Origin of the sequence: Photorhabdus viridis, assembly GCF_040256935.1 — a bacterium.
Lineage (GTDB): Bacteria > Pseudomonadota > Gammaproteobacteria > Enterobacterales > Enterobacteriaceae > Photorhabdus > Photorhabdus viridis.
In genome coordinates, this window is record NZ_JBEJZY010000013.1 from 75,802 (window position 1) to 95,298 (window position 19,497).

At 43.6% G+C, this 19,497-nt stretch carries 15 protein-coding genes; 6 read left to right on the plus strand and 9 right to left on the minus strand.

Features of this window, described 5'->3' with window-relative positions; genetic code table 11:
- Window positions 1-244: 244 nt before the first annotated feature.
- From ABR397_RS07335 to ABR397_RS07345, 3 genes are read left to right on the plus strand one after another with little or no spacing between them, the layout of a single operon-like run.
- The gene (locus ABR397_RS07335; protein WP_350305148.1) at window positions 245-1,225 is read left to right on the plus strand and encodes a Bug family tripartite tricarboxylate transporter substrate binding protein; all 981 of its coding nucleotides are present in this window, start codon (window positions 245-247) and stop codon (window positions 1,223-1,225) included.
- Window positions 1,226-1,238: 13 nt separating this feature from the next.
- On the plus strand, window positions 1,239-1,670 hold the full coding sequence (locus tag ABR397_RS07340) for a tripartite tricarboxylate transporter TctB family protein (protein ID WP_350305149.1): 432 nt from the start codon (window positions 1,239-1,241) through the stop codon (window positions 1,668-1,670).
- A gap of 11 nt (window positions 1,671-1,681) precedes the next feature.
- Window positions 1,682-3,178 carry a tripartite tricarboxylate transporter permease gene (locus ABR397_RS07345; protein WP_350305150.1) on the plus strand — a complete coding sequence of 499 codons (1,497 nt, stop codon included), beginning with the start codon at window positions 1,682-1,684 and terminating at the stop codon, window positions 3,176-3,178.
- Between the two features lie 527 nt (window positions 3,179-3,705).
- Here ABR397_RS07345 and fabB read toward each other — a convergent pair.
- Window positions 3,706-4,920 carry a beta-ketoacyl-ACP synthase I gene (fabB, locus tag ABR397_RS07350; protein ID WP_350305151.1) on the minus strand — a complete coding sequence of 405 codons (1,215 nt, stop codon included), beginning with the start codon at window positions 4,918-4,920 and terminating at the stop codon, window positions 3,706-3,708.
- Window positions 4,921-5,522: 602 nt separating this feature from the next.
- Between fabB and ABR397_RS07355 the strand changes: the two genes are divergently transcribed.
- Window positions 5,523-6,068, plus strand: coding sequence for a hypothetical protein (locus ABR397_RS07355; protein WP_350305152.1), 546 nt, complete (start codon window positions 5,523-5,525; stop codon window positions 6,066-6,068).
- Window positions 6,069-6,420: 352 nt separating this feature from the next.
- Window positions 6,421-8,463, plus strand: a complete 2,043-nt coding sequence (mnmC, locus tag ABR397_RS07360; protein WP_350305153.1) for a bifunctional tRNA (5-methylaminomethyl-2-thiouridine)(34)-methyltransferase MnmD/FAD-dependent 5-carboxymethylaminomethyl-2-thiouridine(34) oxidoreductase MnmC — start codon at window positions 6,421-6,423, stop codon at window positions 8,461-8,463.
- Window positions 8,464-8,654: 191 nt separating this feature from the next.
- Here the strand turns inward: mnmC and ABR397_RS07365 are convergent, their stop codons facing one another.
- The 8 genes from ABR397_RS07365 to hutU all read right to left on the minus strand — a co-directional run bounded on the left by ABR397_RS07365 (window position 8,655) and on the right by hutU (window position 17,431).
- Complete coding sequence (locus tag ABR397_RS07365) at window positions 8,655-8,942, minus strand: YfcL family protein (RefSeq protein ID WP_350305154.1); 288 nt, start codon at window positions 8,940-8,942, stop codon at window positions 8,655-8,657.
- A gap of 21 nt (window positions 8,943-8,963) precedes the next feature.
- The gene (locus tag ABR397_RS07370) at window positions 8,964-9,515 is read right to left on the minus strand and encodes an elongation factor P hydroxylase (protein ID WP_350305155.1); all 552 of its coding nucleotides are present in this window, start codon (window positions 9,513-9,515) and stop codon (window positions 8,964-8,966) included.
- 22 nt (window positions 9,516-9,537) lie between these two features.
- Window positions 9,538-10,338 (minus strand): sulfite exporter TauE/SafE family protein, encoded by an 801-nt coding sequence (locus ABR397_RS07375; RefSeq protein WP_350305156.1) that lies wholly within the window; start codon window positions 10,336-10,338, stop codon window positions 9,538-9,540.
- Window positions 10,339-10,425: 87 nt separating this feature from the next.
- On the minus strand, window positions 10,426-11,511 hold the full coding sequence (gene aroC, locus ABR397_RS07380) for a chorismate synthase (protein WP_350305157.1): 1,086 nt from the start codon (window positions 11,509-11,511) through the stop codon (window positions 10,426-10,428).
- Between the two features lie 105 nt (window positions 11,512-11,616).
- Window positions 11,617-12,549, minus strand: a complete 933-nt coding sequence (prmB, locus tag ABR397_RS07385) for a 50S ribosomal protein L3 N(5)-glutamine methyltransferase (RefSeq protein WP_350305158.1) — start codon at window positions 12,547-12,549, stop codon at window positions 11,617-11,619.
- Window positions 12,550-12,736: 187 nt separating this feature from the next.
- Window positions 12,737-14,113, minus strand: a complete 1,377-nt coding sequence (locus tag ABR397_RS07390; protein WP_350305159.1) for an amino acid permease — start codon at window positions 14,111-14,113, stop codon at window positions 12,737-12,739.
- An 85-nt stretch (window positions 14,114-14,198) separates the two neighbouring features.
- A complete protein-coding gene (gene hutH / locus ABR397_RS07395; protein WP_350305160.1) occupies window positions 14,199-15,743 on the minus strand; it encodes a histidine ammonia-lyase in 1,545 nt (514 codons plus the stop codon).
- 8 nt (window positions 15,744-15,751) lie between these two features.
- Window positions 15,752-17,431 (minus strand): urocanate hydratase, encoded by a 1,680-nt coding sequence (gene hutU, locus ABR397_RS07400; protein ID WP_350305161.1) that lies wholly within the window; start codon window positions 17,429-17,431, stop codon window positions 15,752-15,754.
- A gap of 741 nt (window positions 17,432-18,172) precedes the next feature.
- On the opposite strand from hutU, the gene ABR397_RS07405 reads away from it, so the two are divergent.
- Window positions 18,173-19,447, plus strand: a complete 1,275-nt coding sequence (locus tag ABR397_RS07405; RefSeq protein ID WP_350305162.1) for an FAD-dependent oxidoreductase — start codon at window positions 18,173-18,175, stop codon at window positions 19,445-19,447.
- Window positions 19,448-19,497 lie beyond the last annotated feature (50 nt).

Below are 19,497 nucleotides of genomic sequence, written 5' to 3' on the forward strand. Positions count from 1 at the left end.
ACACCAAACAAAGCAACATCAGCACTACGAGAAACTTACAACAAACCCAAACAAAAAAGAAAGTCTGCCGCCATTTGTTAACTCATTAATGCGAAACGCTACGCAAATTAAGCGATTGAAATCACATATCAACAACTTTTCTTATTAATGAAAGGTAAATGAAAGGTTTTGTTATTATCAATTAAGTCAACCAGATCCGTTTATGGTGGCTATATCTTACACGGGTATTGATGAGAGAAAACAAATGAAAGCTATAATAATCAAAATATTAGCGGCAACCGTTTTACTATTTAGCGCAAGCAGTGTTTTTGCTGCCGACGCCCCCGGCAGAACTGAATGTATTGCCCCGGCAAAACCGGGTGGCGGGTTTGATCTGACCTGCAAACTGGTACAGGTTTCATTACTGGATACGAAAGAGATCAGTAAACCTATGCGCGTCACCTTTATGCCCGGTGGTGTTGGTGCTGTCGCTTACAACGCTATCGTCGCACAGCGGCCTGCTGAAGCGGGGACCATCGTCGCCTTTTCCGGCGGTTCTCTGCTCAATTTGTCTCAGGGAAAATTTGGCCGCTACAACGTTAATGATGTTCGCTGGCTGGCAAGTGTTGGTACTGATTATGGCATGATTGCCGTCCGTGCTGATTCTCCTTATAACACCCTGAAAGATCTGATGAATGCTTTCAAAGACAATCCCACCAGCATTGTGTTTGGCGCCGGCGCTTCCATCGGCAGCCAGGACTGGATGAAAACAGCACTGCTGGCAAAAGAGGTTGGTGTTGATCCTCACAAAATGCGTTATGTCGCTTTTGAGGGAGGTGGTGAACCTGTCACGGCTCTGCTGGGTAACCATATTCAGGCTGTCTCCGGTGATCTGAGCGAGATGATGCCTTACCTGAGTGGAGACAAAATCCGTGTTCTGGCTGTCTATTCAGATAAACGGCTGGAGGGTGATTTAGCCGATATCCCTACCGCCAAAGAGCAAGGCTATGACTTGGTATGGCCGATTATCCGCGGATTTTATATGGGACCAGAAGTCTCCGATGAAGCGTATCAGTGGTGGGTCGATACTTTTAATAAATTACAACAAACAGATGCTTTTAAAAAGCAGCGGGATATCCGTGGATTGTTCGAATTCAACATGACCGGCAAGGAGCTGGACAGCTATGTGAAAAAACAGATTGCACAGTATCGTGAACAAGCCAAAGCTTTCGGTTTAGCCAAATAACAAGGTAATTATCATGAGCGATCGCCTCTTCGCGGCTGTTTGGTTAGTACTCTGTATCATCGGTATGGTTGTTGGTTGGGGGATCCAAAGTGAATATACTTATGAACCTCTGGGGCCCAGACCTTTCCCAATGATTATTCTGTCTCTGATGGCTCTCTGTGCTTTATTGCTGCTTTTCAAAAAACCAGAACAGAGTCACTGGCCTGACGCATCGGTTATTCGTCGCCTGATGCTGCTGATTGTCTCTTTAGTTATTTATGGCTGGGCATTTGAATGGCTGGGTTTTCCTCTGGCTACCGCCCTGCTGACATTTAGTGTCGCCCTGTTATTTAACGCGACACTGCCTGCCGCAATCATTTCCGGGGTGTTCCTTGGCGTCACGCTCTATTTCGCCTTTGACCGCTTACTCGATGTAACCCTGCCTCTCGGCAACTGGCTCAACTGACGGAGAATTTTATGGAAACCTGGATGTATCTCAGTCAGGGGTTTGAAGTTGCAATGGTGCCGCAAAACCTGATTATTGCTTTAATTGGCTGTTTTGTCGGTACGATTGTTGGCCTGTTACCGGGGCTTGGGCCGATTAATGGTGTCGCGATTCTTCTGCCACTGGCTTTCGCGTTAAAACTGCCTGCTGAATCGGCTCTGATCTTATTAGCAACTGTTTATATCGGCTGTGAGTATGGTGGGCGTATATCATCGATTCTGCTGAATGTTCCCGGCGATGCCGCTGCCATTATGACCGCGCTGGATGGTTATCCGATGGCAAAACAAGGCCGTGCGGGTGTGGCGCTGTCTATTTCCGCAGTCAGTTCTTTCTGTGGTTCTTTACTGGCAATTTTCGGCATTATTTTGTTTGCGCCATTACTGGCGCAGTGGTCATTAGCTTTCGGCCCTGCTGAATATTTTGCTCTTATGGTTTTTGCTATTGCCTGTCTGGGTAGCATGATGAGTCAGAATCCGCTGAAATCACTATTAGCGGCACTGATAGGATTAGGTCTGGCAACTGTCGGAGTAGACGCCAACACCGGGGTTTACCGTTTTACTTTCGACAACGTGCATCTGTCAGATGGCATTCAGTTTATCGTTGTAGTAATAGGACTGTTCTCTGTCAGCGAAATTCTGCTGATGCTAGAAAATACATCAACCGGCAAAACCATGATCCGCAAAACAGGCCGTTTGTTGTTTAACTGCAAGGAAGCGGCTGAATGCGCCATGCCAACAATCAGGTCATCTTTTATCGGTTTCTTTGTCGGTATTTTGCCTGGTGCAGGGGCGACAATTGCCAGCGCAATTACCTATATGACCGAGAAAAGGATCAGTGGAAACAGCGATTCATTTGGTAAAGGTGATATTCGTGGCGTTGCAGCGCCAGAAGCTGCTAACAACGCTTCGGCCTGTGGCTCCTTTATTCCAATGCTAACATTAGGAGTTCCAGGTTCAGGCACCACTGCCGTTATGATGGGTGCATTAACACTCTATAACATTACGCCGGGTCCGGGAATGTTTACTGAGCAACCGGATATCGTTTGGGGATTAATTGCAGCATTACTGATTGCCAACATTATCCTGCTAATCATGAATATCCCAATGATAGGTCTATTCACCCGGATGTTAACTATTCCGTTATGGTTCCTTGTCCCTGCCATTGCTACTGTTTCAGCCGTTGGTGTATATGCGGTACACAGTACTACATTCGATCTTCTGCTGATGATAGGGCTGGGCGTTTTCGGTTATATTCTAAGGAAAATGAATTTCCCCATGTCACCATTAATTCTTGGTTTCGTATTGGGAGAAATGCTGGAACAAAATTTACGTCGCGCACTTTCCATCAGTAATGGAGAATTTGGAATTCTGTGGAACAGCGCGATTGCTCAGAGTTTATTGATATTGGCAGTATTGGTTCTGATTATTCCTCCAGTATTACGCATCATCCGTAAGCGCCGTATTCAGTAAATGGCTGCTGAAACTAAAGCCTGATAAACAAAAGCCCATAATTATTATCAAAAAATTATGGGCTTTTGTCACTGAAAAGATAAAAACACACTTTACATTACATTAATGTTATCTTTCACGAAAATTAACGCTCAGAAAAATAGGATTTAATTCATATTAAACCTCAATTTTTATGAGCCTTCACTTTTCGCCGAATCCATGATTTAAAATTCTCGATTCACCGTTAAATAATCACTAAATGACACCGAGCATTTAATATCATTAACAATTGCCAATGTAATAAGAATATTCCTGTCGTCTCGTTTATTGAAATAGGTGAATTTTAAAATTAAATTATTCTGAAGGACTCTCTTCCGAGTATGTGATTAGTAGGATCAATAAACAAAATAATGGTGATACAGACAGTGCACAGAAACAGGAGTGTACATTTTAGTACACAAAGTTGACTCGTTTCGCTCACCCTAGCCGCTAAAATGCGCTAAAAGTTATTGCTTTTATCTGAGCACTGTCCAAACCTGATAAGAGAATTACCCCAAATACTTGCTCATTACCAGGGAAGCATTCGTACCACCAAAACCAAAGCTGTTGGACATTACTGTATTCAACTTTTGTTCGGTAGGTTTCGTAATAATATTCATGCCCGCCGCTTTATCATCAAGATCTTCAATGTTAATGCTCGGTGCAATAAAACTATGTTCTAACATCAGCAGGCTATAAATCGCTTCATGTACACCGGCAGCGCCGAGTGAATGACCTGTCATCGCTTTTGTTGCAGAAATTGCAGGTGTTGTATCACCAAATACTTCCCTGATAGCCTCCAACTCTTTCAAATCACCCGCTGGTGTGGAAGTACCATGCGTATTCACATAGTCAATAGAACCTTTCACACCTTGCAACGCCATATGCATACAACGAACTGCGCCTTCACCGGATGGAACCACCATATCCGCGCCATCAGATGTAGCGCCATACCCAACAATTTCAGCGTATATGTGTGCGCCGCGTGCTAATGCATGCTCCAATTCTTCAACAACAACAATACCGCCGCCGCCAGCAATAACAAAACCATCACGGTTTTTATCATAAGTACGGGAAGCTTGTTCAGGCGTTTCGTTATATTTCGTTGAAAGTGCGCCCATCGCATCAAATTCACAGCTCATTTCCCAACACAGCTCTTCACCACCGCCAGCAAAAACAATATCCTGTTTTCCTAACTGAATAAGTTCAGCCGCATGACCAATACAATGAGCCGAGGTAGAACAAGCAGAACTGATAGAGTAGTTTACCCCTTTGATTTTAAAAGGGGTTGCAAGACAAGCTGACACACCGGAAGCCATTGCACGAGTGACCATATAAGGCCCCACACCACGTAAACCACGAGAACGCATACCATCAGCGGCAGCCACCTGGTTATGTGGAGAACCGCCACCAGAACCCACAACTAATCCACTACGAATATTAGAAACCTGATCATCAGTCAGGCCAGAATCTTTAATTGCTTCATCCATCGCCAGATAAGCATAAACAGAAGCATCACTCATGAAACGCTGAACTTTTCGGTCTATTAACCCTGTAGTATCCAGTTTTACATTACCCCAGACGTGACTTCTCATTTTCATCTCTTTGAATTCTTCGGAGAAAGTTATCCCAGAGCGACCTTCTTTCAGAGATGCCAGTACTTCTTTCTGGTTATTACCAATGCTGGAGACAATACCCAATCCAGTGATCACTGCACGCTTCATTAAATACCTCATTAAATATGTTTATCTGCGGGATCTCTATCAATCTAACAGCACTTTAGCGTACACTTGTACGCCGAACAAGTCCGATCAGGATAAAATTACGAAGAAAAATTCATCCATCGAAAGATCCCAATATATTTTCTGGTCAAAACAACAACTAACCTACATAGAGCGTGGCAAAAGTTATTCAGATGGCAATGGATGACAATAAATTTCAAGCTCTCAACACAAAACACCCGGACTCATCAGGTATCTGAATAATGATTAAAAGTTTAATTTATATAGAGATAACTATGTCTGTTATTTTTATTACGTTTTCTTATAATTAGAAACGAGTTTAATAATATCCGCTATAATCATGAATAGAATTTTTATGAAAACAATCGGCTTTTATGTTATCTTACTAGCAGAATTACTTAAATTCTCCAAACTTACAGTAACAAACATTTTGAAATAAAAAATTTTCTGACTTTATTAGTAATAAAACCATTATTCACACACAAAATGATTGTAATGATGTTATGTCATATAAAATGGTCGGTTCATTGTAAGGCCTAAGTAAGTTAGAACACTTCCACCCAATAACTTTATGGGGGTTAATAATGAGAGGACTGGGTTATCTTCTATTAAGCGTTGGTATTGTATGGATTTTAGTGGCTTTTAACATAGACATAAATCTATCATCACAATACATCAACAAAATTAACAATATTAGGTTGATTATGTCACAACAGAACCACATCCTAATTGGAGCATTCATCACCCTCTATGGACTAATTATGATTATATCCAGTAAAAATCAGCGGTTATTAGAGTCTATATACAAGAGCCACAATAAGGATATTTCTGGATTAAATTCAGAGAAAACATTCATACGAGCACCTATACCAAATTCAGATTACCTAAAGCAGGCTAATAATTACCGCTATTACGATTTTATCGATAAAGACTCAAATATCCTTGAAAAAAGAGTAGCTGAATTTTGTAAGTTATGCTCATCTTATATTGAAGAAGTCAATCGAAAAAACAGTGATAAAGCAGCAGCCAAGTGCAAAGTGATATCAATGATTGATATTATTTCCTCACACTTAAAGGAAACACAGTCAAAGGAATTTAAAAAACTGTGTAAATTTCATATTTCTTTATAGACTTAACCCCCGATTTGTTGAACTGCACCCCAAAAGTTGGACACTAACTGATTAAGGTGCAGTTTTTCAGATAATATTCTTTTTATAATTAAAGTGGGATCCCGTCCTGAGTTAATAGCTTACATAAATTTATTTTAGCGTTTAATCACATTAACGACATAAAGGGCAACATGATTTAAATAAAAGCGTAAAAAGCAACATTATTGACCGGTATAAAATAGTATAAAACAAGTTTAAATGGCCGTATTTAACGCATCCCTTATGGGTTTCCAATCTCTTCTCCTGTCAGGTGGCACATTAAGCTTAACACCGCTAAAATCATGTTATTATCAGTAACATTGCAGGCATTACCGTGAAAAACTCTGCCATTTGTACCGCAACCCTGAGCTGGAATGATCAGGGTACTCCGGTTTCAGCACAATTCGACGACGTTTACTTTTCAAATCAGGATGGATTGGAAGAAACCCGTTATGTATTCCTTAACGGTAACCACTTTCCCCAACGATTCAGCTCTCATTCCCGTACTAACTGTGTTATAGCAGAGACTGGCTTCGGAACAGGCTTGAATTTTCTGACACTATGGCAATCATTTGATGCATTTCGGCAACAAAATCCTGATGCCCCGCTAAAACGTCTGCATTTCATTAGCTTCGAAAAATACCCACTGAAAACCTGTGACTTACGGGTCGCTCATCAACGCTGGCCTGAGCTTGGCCTTTTTTCACAACAGCTCTGCCAGCAATGGCCTCAACCGTTGGCAGGCTGCCATCGGCTAATTATGGCAAATGGAACGATCACACTGGATTTATGGTTTGGTGACGTTAATGATCTGTTGCCAACAATGGATTCCAGCCTTTACGGTAAAATAGATGCCTGGTTTTTAGATGGCTTCGCGCCTGCAAAAAACCCACAAATGTGGAGCGAACAGCTGTTTGCCGCAATGGCGCAATTTGCCCGCCCAGACGGCACCTTTGCCACCTTTACTTCTGCCGGTATCGTCCGTCGTGGTTTACAACAAGCAGGTTTTAATGTCAGTAAAGTAAAAGGATTTGGTCGCAAAAGAGAAATGCTGACCGGGGTTCTGGCAACACAGAAATCTCAGTCATTGCCCACACCGTGGTTTGCCCGTCCAGCAGCAAGCCACACAGATGATATCGCGATTATCGGCGGTGGTATTGCCGGTATTCTCACCGCTCTTGCGCTACTGCGTCGTGGCGCGCAAGTGACTCTTTATTGTCAGGATGAATTTCCGGCACAAGGTGCATCCGGTAATCGTCAGGGAGCGCTCTACCCGTTACTTAACGGTAATAGTAATGAGCTCGAAAAATTCTTTACATCTGCATTTACTTTTGCCCACCATCAGTATGATCAGCTATCCGCTCAGGGAATTCATTTTGACCATCAATGGTGTGGGGTCAGCCAGCTTGCTTATGATGAAAAAAGAAGCAGAAAAATTGAAAAAATTCTGGCAACAGAATGGCCGGATGAAATCGCTGTTGGTATGAACCGCCGCCAATTGAGTGAAGAATGTGGACTGGATATTAATCACCATGGCATTCACTATCCACAAGGGGGATGGCTCTGCCCGGCCGAATTGACCAAAGCGGCAACAGAATTAGCACAACAGCAAGGGATGATCTGTTTCTTCAATCATGAAATTACCGCTATTGACCATAGCGAAAATGGTTGGCAACTGCATTTGATGCATCAAGGACAACGCTTAAGCACACACCATAAAACAGTAGTGATTGCCAATGGCTATCGCCTGCCCCAATTTGGACAAACCGAAAAATTGCCGGTTACCGCCGTTCGTGGTCAAGTCAGCCATATTCCAACCACGATAGAGCTAAGTAAATTGAAAAATGTGCTTTGCTATGATGGCTATATGACACCGGCTAATCCAAGTAATCAGTACCACTGCATCGGTGCCAGTTATCAACGCCATCAGTTTGATAGCGAATATTCTGAAACAGAACAACAAGAGAATCGTGATCGATTACTGAAATGTTTACCTGATGCAGGATGGGTAAGTCAGGTTGATGTTTCCGCCGGAAAATCTCGCCAGAGTATTCGTTGTGTTATTCGCGACCATATGCCAATGGTGGGAAATGTGCCGAATCTCAGTGAAATAATGGAAAACTATCAGGATCTATCAGAACAAATCCGCACAGGAAATCCTGTCACAGATGCCCCCTGTTATTCCAATTTGTTTGTTATCGGAGCATTAGGTTCCCGTGGATTATGCTCTGCACCACTAAGTGCGGAAATCCTTGCAGGGCAGATCTTTGAGGAACCCTTGCCACTGGATAATGAAACACTGGCAGCCCTTCATCCAAACCGTTTTTGGATCAGAAAGCTACTAAAAGGCCGCGAAGTTAAAACCGAAAAACCATAAGAAACCGCACCGCCCAAGAGTAAAATATTTGTGTAACTTTTGGGCAGTGCAGCTCAATACATCTCAATCTTTTTGCAGATATATCTCAAATAAGATACATAATGTCGCCAAAGATGGCGCTTTACCTGCTGGCTTCACTGCCGATCCAGAAACTTACGACACCTGGTTTCGTAAGTGACTGCTCCCCACCGTTAAAGAGGATATTGAGTTTTAGCATTATCCAGCAGACGCTGCCAGGTATGGAGAACCAGAATCTGATCCGGTGGCGCCAATTCTCCTGCTTTAATCGCATTTTGGATACTTTCTTCAACACGATCATGAAGTTGTTCAGCCGTATGAGCGCCTTCCTGTTCCAATTCCGCCACCGCCAAAGTGAGATGCCCGCGGAGATAGCCACCAGCAAATAATTCATCATCACTGGCATGATCTACCATGTCATCAATTTGTGCCAAAATACGCGTTTCAAACTCAGCGAGCATTATCTTTCCTTAAATTCAATTTCAATCTGCAAATATATCTTCCGGGTAAGGAAAATGTTCCGCTTTCAATAGGGGCGTATTGTAGAACGATTGTAGTCCCTGAATAAAGCACTCCGCTCTTGCCGGTATTCCCCGTGCTAAATAGTCCGTGATTTGCTCATGAACTTTACGCTGAAAAGCCAGCCTATCAGGTTCAAAATCCCCTTCAAGGTTGTCACAACTGATATTGAACGGAAAACCCGCGGCGGTACAAAACATCCAATCAAGCGCCTGGGGTTTAATTTCTACTTTCTCAAATTCACTTTGCGTCTGTGCGTCACGCCCATCTGGGCAATACCAATAGCCAAAATCCACCCGTTTCCGACGCTCTTTACCCGCAATGCACCAATGGGCAATTTCATGTAACGCACTGGCATAGAAGCCATGAGCAAACACGATCTGGTTATAAGGCACGTCTTCATCTGCCGGCAGATAAACAGGTTCATTATCACCTTTTACCAGATGTGTATTGTATTCGTCGCCAAAGCAGCGATTAAAAATATCTATAAGTTGTTGATAGTTATGCGTTGTCATGAATTAAAAACAAAATCCTGAATCAGAAATAAAACGCCAGCCAGGTACGGATCGTATCTCCGTGATTATCATTCAATAATTTAATACTCATCAAAAAAGAGATAGTCACGATCATAGGGCGAATAAGTTTTTGACCATGTGTTAAAACCAAACGTGCTCCCAGCCGTGCACCGATTACCTGCCCTGCCAGCATAACAAGACCCAATACCCACAAAACCTGACCGCCAAGGATAAATAACACCAGTGACCCCATGTTAGAGGCAAAATTCAATACTTTGGCATGAGCGGTGGATTTCGCCAGGTTATAACCACACAGGGTAACATAAGCTAACGCATAAAATGAGCCAACACCGGGACCAAATACACCATCGTATACACCCAATCCACCCCCGATAAGACAGGCAAATGCCACCGGAGCCAGACGACGATGACGATCTTCCCTACCTATCGTTGGGGTCAAAAGGAAGTAAAGGCCAATAATAATGACCAGAACCGGTAATAGCTGGCTGAGAAAATCCGGTTTGATAAACTGGACAATCATGGCTCCAGCCATTGAACCAAGCAACGTCATCAGTATGGCAAGGCGCTGAGATTTAAGATCAACCGCGCCATAACGGACAAAATAGAGACTGGCAGAGAAAGAACCCCCCACTGCCTGCAATTTGTTTGTCGCCAACGCCTGCACAGGCGAGACGCCGACTGACAGCAACGCAGGGATGGTCAGTAAACCGCCACCGCCAGAAATCGAATCAATAAATCCCGCGATCATCGCAACCAGAAAGAGCAGGGCATAAATTTCCGCCCCTGATAATAACCAGTCCATATTTTATCCCATCAAAAGAAACTGCTTATCCGTATTCAGCTACCCATTTCAATATCCGGGATTTCAAGGCTAGCTTCATCTTCCCAATCACCAACGGGGAAGACTGGATTCAACATCCGCGCACTGTGCTCTCTGGCGTAATATATGATCCATCAGAACAATAGCCATCATGGCTTCTGCAATCGGTACCGCCCGGATACCAACACAAGGATCGTGGCGACCACGGGTGACCATTTCTACCTCTTCACCTTGACGGTTCACCGTTTTGCCCGGCACCATGATGCTGGAAGTGGGTTTCAATGCAATATGAGCAATAATTGGCTGGCTGCTGCTGATCCCTCCCAGAATTCCACCCGCATTATTACTGGTGAAACCCTGAGCCGTAATTTCATCCCGGTTTTCACTACCACGCAGATTAATAACGCCAAAACCTTCACCAATTTCAACGCCTTTTACTGCGTTAATACTCATCAGCGCATGAGCGATATCAGCATCAAGGCGGTCGAAAACGGGTTCTCCCAATCCGGCTGGCACATTTTCCGCCACAACCGTCACTTTCGCGCCAATAGAATCACCCGCTTTTTTCAGCTCACGCATCAAGGCATCAAGTTGTTCAAGTTTGGTTTCATCAGGACTGAAAAATGGGTTTTGTTCCACCTGTTCCCAATCTTTTAAGTCGCAATGGATGTTACCCATCTGACTCAAACAGGCATGGACACGAATACCATACTTATCCAGCAAATATTTTTTTGCTATCGCACCTGCCGCAACTCGCATTGCCGTTTCACGGGCAGAAGAACGGCCACCACCACGATAGTCACGGATACCATATTTCTGTTCATAAGTGTAATCAGCATGTCCCGGACGGAACACGTCTTTAATCGCACTGTAATCCTGAGAACGTTGATCCGTATTTTCAATCAGTAAGCCGATACTGGTACCGGTCGTTACCCCTTCAAATACACCGGAAAGAATACGAACCTGATCCGGCTCACGGCGCTGCGTTGTATAACGGGAAGTTCCCGGACGGCGCCTGTCTAGATCAATTTGCAAATCCGCTTCTGTGATTGTGATACCCGGCGGCACACCATCGACGATGCATCCCAACGCCAAACCGTGAGATTCACCAAAGGTGGTGACCCGGAAAAACTGCCCGATACTATTTCCAGCCATCTCAGTTCCTTCCTGTTAATTGTTCTTTTATTTAATTTTTATTTAGCTCTATATTTAACTCTGCAAGTTCTACATTAATGACCGCAACAGCAACCCAGCCAACTATCAGTCTTTGAATAAACGAAAATGCTCGTGATGTTCGATAAGCTGTTGACGTGTCATCATAAAGACACCGTCTCCACCATATTCAAACTCCAGCCAAGTAAATGGCACATCAGGATATTGTTCAATCAAATGCACCATGCTGTTGCCAACTTCACAAATCAACACACCCTGTTCTGTAAGAAAATCAGGAGCAGTTGCAAGAATGCGGCGTGCCAGTTTTAAACCATCTGAACCCGCAGCCAGCCCCAATTCAGGCTCACGGCGGAACTCTTCCGGCAAATCACTCATATCCTCAGCATCGACATAAGGTGGATTAGTGACGATAAGATCGTACTTAACCGGCGGCATATCGCGGAACAGATCAGAACGAATAGGAATTACCTGATGCTCAAGGTTGTGATTCTGAATATTCTGTTCAGTCACTGCCAATACATCAGCGGAAATATCCACCGCATCTATCTCCGCTTCCGGGAAAGCATATGCACAGGCGATGGCGATACAACCACTACCTGTACAGAGATCAAGGATATTGGCGGGTTCATCAGAGGTCAGTCCTGAAAATTCATTATTAATCAGTTCACCAATCGGTGAGCGTGGAACCAGAACCCGTTCATCAACATAAAATTCATGACCACAGAACCAGGCTCTGTTAGTCAAGTAAGCAACAGGAATACGATCATTAATACGGCGAAGAACCCGTTCGACAACACGATGACGTTCAGTTGATGTCAGACGTGCTGTCATCATTTCTTGTGGAATGTCCAGCGGCAGAAACAGCGATGGAAGAACCAGTTGCAGAGCTTCATCCCAAGGATTGTCTGTACCATGTCCATAATAAATATTCGCCGCATTAAACCGGCTGACAGACCAGCGCAACATATCCTGAATGGTATATAATTCAGCCACTGCCTCATCGATAAAAATCTTGTCCAAAAGCCCCTCCAGCCCCATAAATTCATTGACCCGTTAGTTTGCCACGATCACTGAGACAAATCAGCTTTCATGTCAGGCTAATTACAATAAAAGAATGGCTCAGGTGTTTTATTGCAGATTTTTGACCAATTTTCCGCGGAAACCGTCTTATTCAGTCAGCAACAAGACGGCTTCTATAATATTTATATTATGTTTTCTCGTTAACAATGATGACATTGTTTCGAATCCATAAATAATAGGCCGCAGTTAACAGCAAGATCCATACGCCTCCTACATAAAACGCAATTCGTGTCGCAGGGAAGTAACTCAGAACAGCAATAATAAATATCATAAACACGATAGTCAGAATCGGTGCAACAGGCCACATCGGTACTGGAAATTTTAATTTTTGTGCTTCTTCCGGTGACATCTTTCTGCGCATAGCAAACTGAGAAAACAAAATCATTAACCAGACCCATACCGTAGCAAAAGTGGCAATCGAAGCAATGATTACAAACACCTGTTTAGGGAGTAAGTAATTCAGGACAACAGCACACAACAATGCCAATGTCATCACCATGATGGTCACCCAAGGCACGCCGTTACGACTTAGTTTCATAAATTTTTTATGCGCTAATCCTTTCTCCGCCATACCGTACATCATCCGACCCGCACCAAAAATATCGCTGTTAATAGCCGAAATTGCCGCTGTAATCACGATAATATTCAAAATATTTGCCGCCGAACTAATTCCCAATCCCTGAAATATTGCGACAAATGGACTACCTTCCTGACCGATGCTTCTCCAAGGGTAAATTGCCATTAATACAAAAATAGTCAGTACATAAAATAGTAGGATACGAAACGGGATAGAATTGATCGCTTGCGGGATCATTTTCGCCGGATTTTTAGCTTCACTGGATGTAATTCCGATGATTTCAATACCACCGAAAGCAAACATAACGACAGCCAGAGACTCAATGATGCCGCCAAATCCATTAGGCATAAACCCACCGTGTTGCCACAGATTTTGAACGCCTGTCGCCTGAAAATGGCCGCTGAAACCAAACAGAATAATGCCAGCCCCAGCAATAATCATGGCACTGATCGCCGCAACTTTCAGAATCGATAGCCAGAATTCCATTTCGCCAAATACTTTGACTTTACAAAGATTCAGCGCGCCAATAATGAAAATAATGCTGAGTACCCATATCCAACGCGGCACTTCCGGATACCATAACCCCATATAAATACCGAAAGCCGTTACATCAGCCAGACAGACTATTATCATTTCGAAAGTATAAGTCCAACCAGTAATAAACCCCGGCAACGGGCCTAAATATTGATGGGCGTAACTGGCAAAAGAACCGGCGTCCGGTTTGTGGACCGCCATTTCTCCCAGAGCACGCATGACCATAAAAACAGCAGCACCTCCCACTAAATAAGCTAATAATACCGCCGGACCTGCCATTTTTATTGCTTCAGCAGAACCATAAAAAAGACCAGTGCCAATCGCAGAACCCAACGCCATAAACCGAATATGACGGGCATTGAGTCCCCGTTCTAGGTGTAATGTGGCTTGCATGATTTACCCTCTTATCTTTTATTATTGGGTTTTATGAAAGATAACTGCAACAATCAGGCCGGACAGAAACCGGCCCTCGGTTTATTTAACGGTTACTTTTATTCTGTAATATCTGTCCAGCAGGAAGTAGTGAGGAAAGGTGTTGCTCAACCAATAGTTGTACCGCAGCAGCAATATCTGGCGCAAAAAAACGATCCTGATCGTAATAATCTACCTTTTCCCGCAAAATATGACGCGCTTTTTCCAGAATCGGACTGCTTTTCAGACCATTTCGGAAGTCTATTCCCTGACAGGCGGATAACCACTCAATCGCTAGAATACCCCGGGTATTTTCTGCCATCTCCCACAAACGACGCCCGGCAGCCGGCGCCATTGATACATGATCCTCCTGATTGGCCGAAGTCGGTAAACTGTCAACACTCGCAGGGTGGGCTAACGCTTTATTTTCACTGGCAAGAGCCGCTGCCGTCACTTGTGCAATCATAAAACCAGAATTCACACCACCGTTCTCAACTAAGAAAGGCGGAAGCTGTGACATATGTGAATCCATCAACAATGCAATACGTCGTTCTGACAATGCGCCGATTTCCGCTAATGCCAGCGCCAGGTTATCAGACGCCATTGCAACAGGTTCAGCATGGAAATTACCGCCGGAAATCACTTCACCCTGTTCAGCAAATACCAATGGATTATCAGATACAGCATTAGCTTCAGTCAGAATAATACCGGCAGCATGGCGGAGTTGGGTCAGGCAAGCTCCCATGACCTGTGACTGACAACGCAATGAATAAGGATCCTGCACCTTGGGACAGTCTATATGAGAATCCGATAGTTCACTGCTCTCTTCCAATACATAACGATACAATGCAGCTACGTCAATCTGCCCCTGTTGCCCACGAACCTCATGCACGCGGACATCAAATGGTTTGCGGGAACCCAATGCCGCTTCTACGGATAAAGAGCCGCAAACTATTGCTGCCGCCAACAGATCTTCCGTCTCAAATAATCCACGTAACGCAAAAGCAGTGGAGACTTGAGTACCATTAAGCAACGCTAAACCCTCTTTAGCCGCCAATATGACAGGTTGTAAATTGGCTTTTTCCAGCGCTTCTTTAGCTGGCAACCATTCACCCTGATAACGCGCCTGTCCTTCCCCAAGTAATAACAGACTCATATGTGCCAACGGCGCTAAATCACCTGATGCGCCGACAGATCCTTTACAAGGAATACAGGGATAAACCTCCGCATTAACTAAAGCGACCAATGCCTGAATGACTTCCAGACGAATGCCTGAGTAACCACGGGAGAGGCTGTTGATTTTCAAGACCATGATCAACCGGGTCATGTTATCGTCCAACGCTTCACCTATTCCGGCGGCATGAGACACGACCAGCGAATGTTGCAGTTTTTCTAAATTATTTTCTTCAATCCGGGTATTGGCTAATAGTCCGAATCCAGTATTAATGCCATACGCGATGCGTTTTTCAGCAAGAATAGCATTAACACATGCCACGCTGTGTTCAATAGCCGGAAAAGTCTGGCTATCCAGAGTTATTTTAATAGGTTGCAGATAAACCCGACGCAGTTCATCAAGGGTCAATTTGCCTGGGTAAATAGTTAACTGTTTCATAATGTTCCTTATTTTGTATTGATCATAGGCAAATCTAATCCGTGCTCTTTGGCACAATGAATAGCAATTTCATAACCTGCATCGGCATGACGCATAACTCCGGTCGCCGGATCGTTGTGCAACACCCTAGCTATACGTTCTGCGGCTTCATCGGTTCCATCACAAACGATCACCATACCTGCATGTTGTGAGAAGCCCATTCCGACGCCGCCGCCATGATGCAGAGAAACCCAGGTAGCGCCGCTGGCGGTGTTAAGTAAGGCATTCAACAGCGGCCAGTCCGAAACGGCGTCAGAACCATCACGCATGGATTCGGTTTCCCGGTTCGGGCTGGCGACAGAACCGGAATCTAGATGGTCACGCCCAATAACAATCGGCGCAGAAAGCTCACCATTGCGTACCATTTCATTAAAAGCTAATCCCAGTTTGGCGCGTTCGCCTAAACCAACCCAGCAGATACGGGCAGGTAATCCCTGAAAACTGATGCGTTCTCTGGCCATATCCAGCCAGCGATGCAAATGTTTATCATCGGGGAGTAATTCTTTAACTTTGGTGTCAGTTTTGTAGATATCCTGTGGATCGCCAGAAAGCGCTACCCAACGGAAAGGCCCGATACCACGGCAAAATAACAGGCGAATATAAGCAGGAACAAAACCAGGGAAATCAAAAGCATTTTCTACGCCAACTTCATACGCCATTTGACGAATATTGTTACCGTAATCAAAAACAGGAATTCCCTGTTCCTGGAAAGACAACATCGCCCTAACATGCTCCGCCATTGAAGATTTTGCTGCTTGGATGACCTCAACCGGATCTGAAATGGCACGCAGGCGGTACTCTTCCCAGCACCAGTTTTTCGGCAGATAACCGTTGAGAGGATCATGGGCGCTTGTCTGATCAGTGACCAAATCCGGGCGCACACCTCGACGAATTAATTCCGGTAAAATTTCAGCCGCATTACCGCACAGTGCGATAGAAATGGCTTTGCCTTCCTGAGTGTATTTTTCGATCCGGGTCAATGCGTCGTCCAAATCCTTAGCTTGTTCATCGATATAACGAGTACGCAGGCGGAAATCAATCCTGCTTTGCTGACATTCAATATTCAGAGAACATGCTCCGGCCAATGTTGCAGCCAACGGTTGTGCTCCCCCCATACCGCCTAAACCAGCGGTTAACACCCAACGCCCCTGTAAATTACCGTTATAATGCTGACGGCCAGCTTCCACGAACGTTTCATAGGTGCCTTGAACAATCCCCTGGCTACCAATGTAGATCCAGCTACCCGCAGTCATCTGACCATACATAGCTAATCCTTTCGCATCCAACTCGTTGAAATGTTCCCAGGTAGCCCAATGCGGTATCAGATTCGAATTCGCAATGAGTACCCGTGGTGCATTTTTATGCGTTTTAAACACCCCAACCGGTTTACCCGATTGGATTAACAACGTTTCATCGTCTTCCAACTTTTTCAGTGTTTCGACAATTTTGTCATAACATTCCCAGTTTCTGGCAGCCCGGCCAATGCCTCCATATACCACCAGTTCATGCGAGTTTTCAGCAACTTCTGGATCAAGATTATTCATTAGCATGCGCAGAGGCGCTTCGGTTAACCAGCTTTTGGCTGTGAGTTGCGTCCCTCTGGGCGCCCGGATATCGACATTACGAAATTTATTATTCTGGGCGGTCACGGTCTGACTCCTTTTGCTCTTTGGACATTTGTTAAATGTATAGTTGTATATACATGTATATTCAATAGATCAAATTGTTAGCCAAAATAATATATTTATGAATTTAGTATCTTTATTTTCTTATAAATCAATTTGTTAATATTATTTTTTCTGATTATCAAGGAGTAATGTTTTTGTTATTTTTGTGTTTAAAATCACAAATTATTTACATTTAATTTACATAAAAAAAGGTTTTATCTGAATACAGACCAGATTCACTCTTAGCTATAAAGAACAGCAAATAAAATTCACCCTAATGGATTAGAAAAAATCGGCGCTTAAATAGAACATCCATATTCCTCAAGAGATTCTTTTTGCTGATATTTCACCCACAGCAAACCACCTCTACATCGTGCCACGCCGCGCCAAGCAAATACTTCAACAGCAATCTGCGCTTACTTTACAACACATTAATAAGCTTTTAATGGTAACCCACATGGGTTTTATCACTGGCATCTGTTTGTCATAAGTGATTAAAAATACCTATATTTATATATTGACAAACAAAGAAAGAAAGGCAAATTTAAACCCTCTAATTTCGATATTAATGGTTTCATAGTTAATACAGGTAATCGAAATAGAACGCTATTTTAGAGTAAAAAAACAGGATGTACTCCGTAGAACCGTCACAACAATTCAGTATTCAACTCATAGAAAATGTTCTCAGGAACACCAATTCTGCTTAAAGAATGGAGAAGAGAAATGTCTGTATATGATGTTGCCATTATAGGCGCTGGACCAGCAGGTTTAGCTGCGGTGCAAAAATTGAAAGGAAAAGGTTTACGAGTCGCATTAATTGATAACGGTAAAGCCATTCATGAACGTGATAAAGATAATCTCGTCGAAATAACCGAAGGCCATGGTGGCGCAGGGTTGTTTTCCGACGGAAAATTCTCATTTTTTCCTTCTGCCAGTGCGCTGTGGGAACTGCCAAACGAACAGGAATTACGGCAAGCTTATGAATGGACCTGCACTACTCTAAGTGAATATGGCCTGGATACGCCGCCATTCCCCACAAATCCTAAAGAATTTACTGTAGGTTCCGGGGAATGGGTATTAAAAGATTATCCATCCAATTATATGTCTCTCGAAGATAGAATTAATCTTGTTGAAGATATGGTGCAAACGGCAGATGCAGATATCATCACAAAAACTAAACTCCTCTCTTATAAACATAATAGAGAAAAAAATTCTCTCACTATGCACTTAAGAGATGAAAATGCAAAAATCTATCAAATTGAATGCCGGCGAATCATTTTAGCCAGCGGAAGATTTGGTCCATTAGAGATGACTAACCAAATTGAAAAACAATCATTCAATCGACTGGAAGTTGGCTTCCGCATTGAACAGCAAGAAGATTTAGCATTCTTTAAAAATATGAAACAACTCGATCCGAAGCTAAAACTTCGGTCAGATGATGGCATTGTTGAATGGCGTACTTTCTGTGCTTGCCGAGATGGCGAAACAGTATTAACAAAAACCCAAGATTTATGGACTGTTTCTGGTCACTCTGACGGCCCTTCCACAGGACGATCCAATATTGGGTTTAATACGCGTATTCTTAATAAAGATATTGCTGACCGAACACTTAACAATATTGTTTCAGCCATGAAGCAAAAAGATTCTTACTTTAGAATCAAAGTACAAGATGTATTAGCAGGGAATGCTCACATAATTGCAAAACTTGTATCCCTTTATGGTGAAGAGTTATTTGATAAAATGTTGCAAGGACTACGTAATATCATCAGAAAATTTCCCGAAATCGATCACGAGAAAACACATATCGTTGGCCCAACACTGGAGGGTGTCGGTTGGTACCCCAGTCTTGACGGTGATTTGAGCCTGGAGACGTCCCCTTCACCTGTATGGGTTGCAGGCGATGCTTGTGGAATTTTCAGAGGTATTGTTGCAGCGATGATTAGTGGTCACTATGCCGCCTCTGCGGTCCTTAAGACCTTGGAAGCAGAGACTGCCTAATCAGTGAATCAGTTGAATAAACAGGGGATTACTAAGATGGGTAATCCCCA